This is a genomic window from Arthrobacter sp. H14 (assembly GCF_000520495.1).
In the GTDB taxonomy this organism is placed as follows: domain Bacteria; phylum Actinomycetota; class Actinomycetes; order Actinomycetales; family Micrococcaceae; genus Arthrobacter_C.
In genome coordinates this window covers 3328-11780 of the sequence record NZ_KI914684.1, presented here as the reverse complement: position 1 = coordinate 11780, position 8453 = coordinate 3328, and the positions used below count along the sequence as shown (strand labels likewise).

General features: G+C 62.6%; 4 protein-coding genes. 1 reads left to right on the top strand and 3 read right to left on the bottom strand.

What is annotated here, in order from left to right; genetic code table 11:
- Positions 1-247: 247 nt before the first annotated feature.
- Positions 248-1573 carry a macrolide 2'-phosphotransferase gene (locus tag Y707_RS27380; RefSeq protein WP_081744993.1) on the top strand — a complete coding sequence of 442 codons (1326 nt, stop codon included), beginning with the start codon at positions 248-250 and terminating at the stop codon, positions 1571-1573.
- On the opposite strand, the gene Y707_RS0118190 is transcribed toward Y707_RS27380, so the two are convergent.
- The 3 genes from Y707_RS0118190 to Y707_RS0118180 form a co-directional block, all read right to left on the bottom strand.
- Positions 1554-4967: an ATP-dependent helicase gene (locus Y707_RS0118190; RefSeq protein WP_026536129.1), complete on the bottom strand. Its 3414-nt coding sequence runs from the start codon at positions 4965-4967 to the stop codon at positions 1554-1556. The two genes, Y707_RS27380 and Y707_RS0118190, sit on opposite strands and share 20 nt — an antisense overlap.
- A 20-nt stretch (positions 4968-4987) precedes the next feature.
- On the bottom strand, positions 4988-8230 hold the full coding sequence (locus tag Y707_RS0118185) for an ATP-dependent helicase (protein ID WP_026536128.1): 3243 nt from the start codon (positions 8228-8230) through the stop codon (positions 4988-4990).
- A partial coding sequence (locus Y707_RS0118180; RefSeq protein ID WP_035782532.1) for a hypothetical protein occupies positions 8227-8453 on the bottom strand: 227 nt, incomplete at its 5' end. The genes Y707_RS0118185 and Y707_RS0118180, both read right to left, overlap by 4 nt.

Genomic DNA, 8453 nt, shown 5'->3' with positions numbered 1-8453 from the left:
CGCGCCAGTGCAAGGGATCCCAGCGGCGGATGGGTTTCTTCGGGCGAAAGACCTGCCTCTGGAACGGTATTGCTCATCCTTCTACGGTACTGAACCATTGCCTGTTTTCACGATTCCTGAACGAAAGCTGTGGACGGCGCCTTCAGCTTCTCTTCAGGTTGTTCACAGCGTTCTATTGGCCACTGTAACCGCGACTCGCCGCCGTTCAACGTGGTCGAAATCCGGGGTTGGACCTACCGTTGGGAATGTGACGAGAACTCCCATGGAACTGGCAGCCATTGCAAGCGCCGCGGTGCCGGGGCTGACCCCGACAGGTGTGGCCTCCGCACCGGACGACGCGGCGGATTTTCACTCCGCCGTGTTGTTGGACAGCGCCGGAAAACGATGGCGGGTCCGTTCACCAAGACACGCCGAGGCAAGCGTCCGGCTGGAAACAGAACTGCATGTCCTGCGCTCGTTCACACCGGGAGTGCGTGCCAACCTGCCGTTTTTGATGCCGCATGTCGCGGGAACCGTCCGGCAGGACAACCTCACCACCTTCGTCTATTCGCACCTTCCCGGCTCAACCCGGACCATCGAGCAGCTCGTGGCGGAGCCGCGCCTTATTGCAGCTGAACTGGGACGGATCATGTCGGCCATCCATGACCTCCCGCTTGAACTGGTGCACGCAGCCGATCTGCCCAGCTACACTCCGAACGAATTTCGTCAACGCAGGCTCAATGAGCTTGATCAGGCGGCCACGACCGGGAAAATACCCTCTTCGCTGCTGCTGAGGTGGGAAAACGCTCTCGAGGATATTGCGCTGTGGCAGTTCCGTCCATCGGTGGTCCACGGCGACCTGCACGAGGACAACCTGCTGATCAACAATGGACGCGTCGCAGCTGTCAACGGTTGGACGGACCTTCGCATCGGAGATCCTGCAGATGATTTCGCCTGGTTAATCGCCGCGAATGACCAAAGTTTTGCCGACGCAGTGCTCGAGTCGTATTCTGTTGCCGGCAAAGGGGCACCGGACCGGCATTTGCTGCGGCGGGCCGCGCTCTCCGCCGAGTTCGCTCTGGCCCAGTGGCTTGTGCGGGGTATTTCCACCGGCGACGACGACATAGTAGCCGAAGCGGAGGAGATGCTCGCGGCGCTTGAATCGGACATCGAAGAATACGGTGGACAGCCCATCTCCGTCGAGCCGCCGGTTCCCACACACTCCCCCGACGTCGCGCAGGCGATCGACAGGAGCAAGGACGGATCCGACAAGCTGCCTCCGGTCAGCATCATTGATCCGGAGCCCACAGCTCCCGACCCGACGGATCCTGACCTTCAGAAGCCGGGAACAACCCATCGAGACCCTTCTGATGCGGACCCGGGTGAATCTGCCGTCTCCTCTGATGACACACAGCGCGATGCCGGCGCAGCCATCGCGAAGGCTCCCGCCAGTACCGATCCGGGTCATCCGGAAGATGGTGGAGACGAAGAACGGCCGGCCGGGGAGCGGCCGACCGACAGCGACACCCAGATGATTGAAGTCGTCGCCGATCCGGCCAACAAGCCGGGTGCGGCTATCCGTACGCACCCGTAATAATCGCCTCCAGCTCCTCCTCGCGGGCCATATCGTGTGGTCGTACCAGCTTGTTGTCCTTTACGTAATAGAACGCCGCCTTCACCTGCTCCAATGGCACATTCTTCAGTCTGGCCCACGCCAGACGGTACACGGCCAATTGGATGGAACGAATACCCAATTTTGATGCTGATGGCGGCGATCCGGTCTTCCAGTCGATCAAATCCCAGGTGCCGTCCGGATCCTGGAAAACAGCATCAATACGGCCGCGTACGACGACGGCATCGACCTGCGTCTCGACCGGGACCTCGATGGCGGCAGGTGCCCGCTGTGCCCACTCGGATGCTTTGAACGTGGCGACCATGTCGTCGAGTTCGTATGCCTCATCTATGAAGCTGTCGGATGTTTGCGGTTCCTCTAATTCGAGTATCCCGGCCGTTCCGAAATAGTCCTCGACCCAGGCATGGAATGCCGTCCCTTTGCGGGCGGCCATACCCGGCTTCCTCGGAACCGGCCGCCGCAATTGCCTGACGACCTCATAGGGGTCGTCAGCCAACTCCATCAACGTCGAGGCGGAGATGTGGAATGGAAGTTCGACCTCCAAACGATTGTCCGGTGCGTTGTGGCGGGCCAGCAGCAAACCCGTTTCCCTTGTCCAGCGGGCAGCGGGACCGCCCTGAACCTCGGGAGCGATCTCTTGGTGGTCCGGAGTATCGTCCCCATCGGGCCCATCGGGCGTCGCCGCGGCAGCCAGCACACGGCTGGCAGCTCGTTCCATTTGTGCCCGCCTGCCCGGCCGCTTCCGGATTGGCCCCTCGGGACCAAGGGGACCCTCCAACGGGTCATATGGCCATATCGCGGTTTCCAGACCGACTGTCATGGGATTGAACGTGCTGATCGCATCGTCTTCCAACCATGCGTCAACCTCAGCGGAGGGCGTGCCTGTATCAGTCAGCGGCAGTAGTTCCTCGAGAAACGCCGAGACAGGAGCGGCTCCCGACCGTGAGCCGTTCCAGGCAGCGGACGTGCACATTAGGACGTGTTTAGCCCTGGTGTAAGCAACGTAGGCGAGCCGGCGCTCCTCGAGCTCGGTATGGTTTCCCACCTCACCCTTGAAAATCTTTTCGCTGTCCACCCAGCCTTTCTGGTCCGCATGATCACAGTCCCAGACCGGCAGGCCGGCACAATCACCCCGCAGCGGCCACGGCAAGGCCGCGTTGCCGCTGCTCCAGCGGGCGTCGCGGTCCGTCGGGAAGGATGCCGCATTGAGGCCGGGGACGAAAACCGCGTCCCATTCCAATCCCTTGGAGGCATGGACAGTCAATAGCTGGACGGCGTCACGGCGCACCTCGACCTGCGAAATATCGAGACCGTTCTCCTCCTCCGCGGCTGCGTCCAGCCAGCTTAGGAACGCCAGCAGGTCCAGGCGCTGGGCAGTCTGGATGAATCCCGCCGCCGCATCATGAAACGCGTCAAGGTGCCGGCGGGCGTAGTGGATAGTGACCCCGGGGATGGCAGCGACCTCAATGTCGAGCAACATGGCCCGTTCAACTTCAGAGAGCAAAGTCGTTAGGTCATCTCCGACAAACGGCCGGAGATTGCCAAGTTCCTTCCGGAGGGCGTCAAGCCGTGCCCTTCCTTGCAGGCTTAAGGAACGGCCATTTTTGGACGTCCATCCGTCCCGGGGCAGCCAATCCAGAGCTTCCACAAGGCTCGAGCTGTCCACCTGGTCCTGTTCGACGACGGCGCTCCCGTCCGCTTCATCGGCGGTTGCATCAGTGTCATGGCCTTCGGCTGCGCGTTCACGTTGCCGGGCCAGGAATTTCGACCAGTCCGAAAAGGCCATGAGGTCGGCGGGGCCGATCCGCCAGCGGGCTCCGGTGAGCAGTCGCATTAGGGAATCCGACCGCGTCGGATCTGCAAGTACCCGGAGCGTGGCAACCAAATCGACGATTTCAGGCGTACTGAGCAATCCCCCAAGCCCGACGACTTCGTAAGGAACGCCACGCTCTTCCAATTCCTTGCGGATCGGTTCCATCTGCGCCCGGCGGCGGCACAGCACCGCGGCCGATGTAGGTTCGGCCCTCCCCGTCTCCGGATTCCTGGAGAAGGCAGTAGCCCGAAACTGTTCGATCCGACGGACAACTGCGGCCGCTTCATCCAGTTCCGTTTCGAACCGGCCCAGCAACACTTTCCCGGAACCCGCTGCCGGGCTCGGACGCAATGCGGGGACCTCGATGCGGGCTCCTCCAGGCCTGTTGGGATCGACCTTATTGAGCGGCAGAGAAATAGTGTTGGCCATGTCGAGGATGTTGACGGAATTGCGCCAGGCTATGCTGAGAAATTTCACCGGCGCGGGAGCCAATGTCCCGTCCACATTACTGACCGGGAACTTGGTCGGAAACTGGAACAGCTGTCCCGCAGAGGCTCCCCGGAAGCCGTAAATGGACTGGTTGGGGTCGCCGACGGCCGTGACCGGGTGCCCGTCGCCGAAAAGCAGCGAGAACAGCACCATCTGCGCGTGCGAAGTGTCCTGGAACTCGTCGAGGAGGACGACTTTGAACCTTTCCCGCTCCAACTTCCCCGCCTGTGGAACATCTTTGGCGATGCGGGCAGCCAGAGACACGAGATCGCCGAAATCAAGTGCTGAACGCTCGCGCTTCGCTGCAGAATAGTGTCCCACCAGCTCGGCCACCGTTGCCCGGGTCCGCAGCCGGTTGATCAGTTTTCCGGCCTCGGCGGTGGACGGCTTCTCCTTTCCAGCGAGATAGGGCAGTTGCCCCAGCCGTGAAGCCTCATCGAGCAGGTATTTACAGACACCTCCGGGCTCCTGAAGGTGCTCCGAGCATTCTCCGGCCAGTTGAATAACAGCCTGGACGAGCGTCGACTTGGCCGCGGTGAAGTGTTCGAAATCGCCGCCGTAGGCCTCGACAACCTGGCTCGCCAATTGCCAGGACTGTGCTCCGCCCAGCAGAACGGAATCCCGCTCAATGCCCAGCCGCAGTCCATGGTCTGTCACAATCCCACTGGCATAGGAATGGTATGTCGACACTTTGGGATCCAGCAGTCCAGGCTCGTCCCCGGATTCATCTTCCGCATCGGCCGGCAGTAGATCCTTCGCCGCCAGATTGGCCAGTTGTGCCCGTATCCGCGAAGACAGCTCGCTGGCTGCTTTCCGGGTAAACGTAACGCCGAGGATTTGTTCCGGACGCACTTTTCCATTTGCCACAAGCCACACCACGCGGTCAGCCATCGTCGCGGTCTTGCCTGATCCTGCCCCTGCTATCACGAGAATGGGTTCCAATGGCGCGCTGATAATGGCCGATTGTTCAGGCGTCGGCTTGTGCTGGCCGAGGATGCCGGCCAGCTCTTCCGGCGTGTACCGTTCCCCGGCGTCCATCCCTGTCCTGTCCATCAAAGCCTGCTCCACCGGATTCACTCTGTTACCTGCTTTCCTTCAGGGCATAATGGGCAAACTTCGGGAACGCGGCATCCATGTCCCCGGTATCCGCCCGCGGACGGATCATGCCGGCTTTCAAATTCGTGCCCCGCCATGAGTTCGGCAGCGGTCACGATCATCGGTGTTGCCCAGTCATTCTCTGGATCAAGCGGTTCCTGCTCCTGCACACTGACGTTCTTAGCGGTCTTACCAAGCTGGGCGAGGACTGCCCCTCCGGTGGCACTGCTTTCATCGAAGGCGCCATGCCGGACGGCCACCTGATAGGCGGCCAGCTGTCCGTGCCGCTCCAGATCCGCCTTGGTCGGCGTACTCTTGCCGGTCTTCAAATCCACAATCACCAGCCTGCCTTCATCGTCGATCTCCAGCCGGTCGACCTGCCCCCGGAGCAGCGCAGTACGGGCGGGTCCGGGTATTGTCACGGCAAAGTCAGTCTCGGTGGTGAGCAACTTCCTGCCTTCACTGCGCATGGCGATGACGTAAGCGGCCAGTTTCCGCACCATGGTTTCGGCCCGCTGGTAGTCCAGCCGGCCTTCCCAGTTTTCCTTCATTCCCAAGCGGGGCCAGCGCACCAACAGTTCGGCGACGTATTCATTTCCGGTCGCGTCGGGCATGTCGGCGGCTATCTGGTGAACCAGAGTGCCAAGGCTGCGGGCGAAATCGGTTGCGGCCTCACCGCCGGCCGCTTGAATGAACCAGTTCAGCGGTGATTGATGCACTGCTTCGACTTTCGACGGCGAAACCGGCACGTCATGGTCGGGAGCAACAATGTCGATTCCCTCGCTGCTGAGAGGCAGAAGCCCCCACCAACTATCCGGGTGCGCACCCCGAACCGGTACTTCGCTTCGGACAAGCCGGGCGAGCTGGCGCACGGCCTCTGCCGCTGCTTCCGGGCTCTCCTCGTCCTGTTGAGCCCACTGACGCAGCTCCGCCACCAGGGCGCGGAGCGTCAGTGGCCGGAGGACTTCCGTCTTTGGGCGAGGGTGGTCGGGATTTGTCCATGGATCAATAATGTCGATGAATTGCGAGGGCTGGTCTTCCTCCGACGCCACAGCCGTGCAGACCAGTTTTTCACTGGCGCGGGAGATGGCTGCCGAGAAACTGCGCAACTCGTCATACCGGATCTCACGCAGGCGCGTGACCGCGTCCACCTGGCGTGCCTGATGAGGGCCCAATTCCATCGCATCGACGAAAAGTGCGCTTCCCAACAGTTCACCGCGCAGCCGAAGATTAGGCCACACGCCGTCCTGCAAACCTGCGACGAAAACCAGCGGCCATTGGCGTCCGGCGGCACTGGCCGGGGTCATCAATTCGACGGCGTCCGGGTTCTGCGCACGCTTTGCCAAGGTGTCCATCGGAAGCTCTTGACTAAGCAAGTACTCGAGGAACTGTTCCGGGTTGGACCCCGGCAGCTGGTCCACGTATCTCTCCGCAGTATGGAACAGTGCCATGATGGCGTCCAGGTCTCTGTCCGCCCTGACTCCCGCGGGGCCGCCGTCGACCGCGTGCCTGGCCCAATTACTGGACAGTCCTGTCGCCGACCACAATACCCACAGGACGGTCTCCGCATTTGCGCCCTTTTCCGCTGCTGCCTCTCTGCCCGCCGCCAGCATCCTGGCAACGCGCTGCGCCGGTCTTGCCTCCCAGCCCAACGTTGCCAATGCAGCCGGTTCCTGCAGCGCCTCGACGAGCAAGGCATCGCTGCTCCGTCCGCCTCCACCGAGCAGTTCCTCCCGCCGCAGGGATTGACGGATGCGCCGCAGGTCGATGGCGGACGCGCCGCCGATACGGGACGTCAGCAAAGCGACAGCTGCTTCGGCTGTCAGTCGTTCCGGGTCCAGTGCTATGGCATAGGCGTCCAGCAGTGGACGTACGGCCGGTTCATCGCGGACGGCGGTTTCGGCTACCGGAACCCGAACCGGAATTCCCTGCGAGGTCAGGTACCTCTGCAAGTGCGCCAATTGACCACCGGTACGGACGATGACCGCCATTTCCGACAAGCCGCGCCCTCCGTTGAGTTGGGCGTCGAGTATGCGCTGGGCGATGTAGCGCAGTTCGTGGACCGGGGAAGCAACAACATGGACCTCGGCTGCCGGGGCCGCATTGGCCTTTCCTTCAGCGGCATCAGGGACAGGGTCCGCCGCGGTCGGCTGAAGCAGGTCACGTCCGAGAGCCGCGCCGCCGCGCCGGGAGATGCGTCCGGCCACCCGCTGCCAGGCATCCGCCAGTGGCGCCGGAAGCCGGTGCGAAGTGGTCAAGGTATGACGGGAAACAGTTGCCGTTCCGCTGGCAAGCATGTCCTCGACTGCGACGACGAGGTCCGGTCGCGCCCCGCGGAATCCCTGCACCACAGTGTCCGGGCATGCCGCCGCCAACACGTCTTTTCCAGCACCCAGGATCGCCAGCAGCTCGTGAACCGCCGGATTCGCCTCCTGCAGGTCGTCCACGAGGACCAGTCCCAACCGGCTTCGCTCCTGCTCAAGGGATTCCGGATCATCCTGGAACAGCTGACGGGCCGCGGTGATAATGCCAGCCGGATCGAAGCTCTCCGGCATGCGCAGATCGATCAAGTCCCGGTACTCCTGGAACAGCCGGGCGGACGCCACCCAGTCCTGGCGGTCCAGTTCCCGGCCCATCCGCGCCAGATCGGCCGCGGTAATCCCATATTCGATCACACGGTCGAACAACTGCCGGACTTCCTGCCGGAAGCCACGTGTTCCCAGTGCCGCTTCAAGGTCCTTCGGCCAGGGAAGCTTTCCCACCTGCCCGGACGCGTGGCCGGCCAGCAATTCGGCAATAATAAGGTCCTGCTCCGGACCGGAGAGCAGCTTCGGTGCCCGCGTGATTCCCGGAAGCCGCCCTTCCGCCTTCGCGCGCCGGATCAAATCAAAGGCGTACGAGGCCCAGGTCCGGGCTGGAGCGGCGCTCAGGCTCCGGTTGAGGCGGGCGGTCAGCTGATTCCGAAGGTCTGCTGCAAGGGACCGCGAGGGAGCCAGCATCAGCACCGAGGCGGGGTCAACGCCGTCGTACTCTATCCGCTTAACTGCGCTCTCAACCAGAACTGTGGATTTGCCGGTTCCCGGGGCACCAAGAATAAGGGCAGGGCCGTATCCGGAAGGCAGATCGACGACGGCCTTCTGGTCGGCGCTGAGCACGGGTGCTTGCAGGCGGAGCGGCGCAGGCGGGGTGAGCCGGAGGTTGTGCTGTGCTGAATCGTTCACGGAACCACCTCACCATACCCCTCCGACATTTTCCGGACGATGGCTTCAACAGCCTCGAATTCCTGGTCCGAGGGCTGCCAGCGCCCGTTCCGCATATCCACCTTGTACCCGGCGCTGCCGCTCGAATTCCTGCGCAGCGGCGTATCTTCAGCCTCGTAATGCACCAAGGCGCTGCCGTCATGGCAGGCGGGCGGTTCTCCACTGGCGCGGATCACCCGCCACC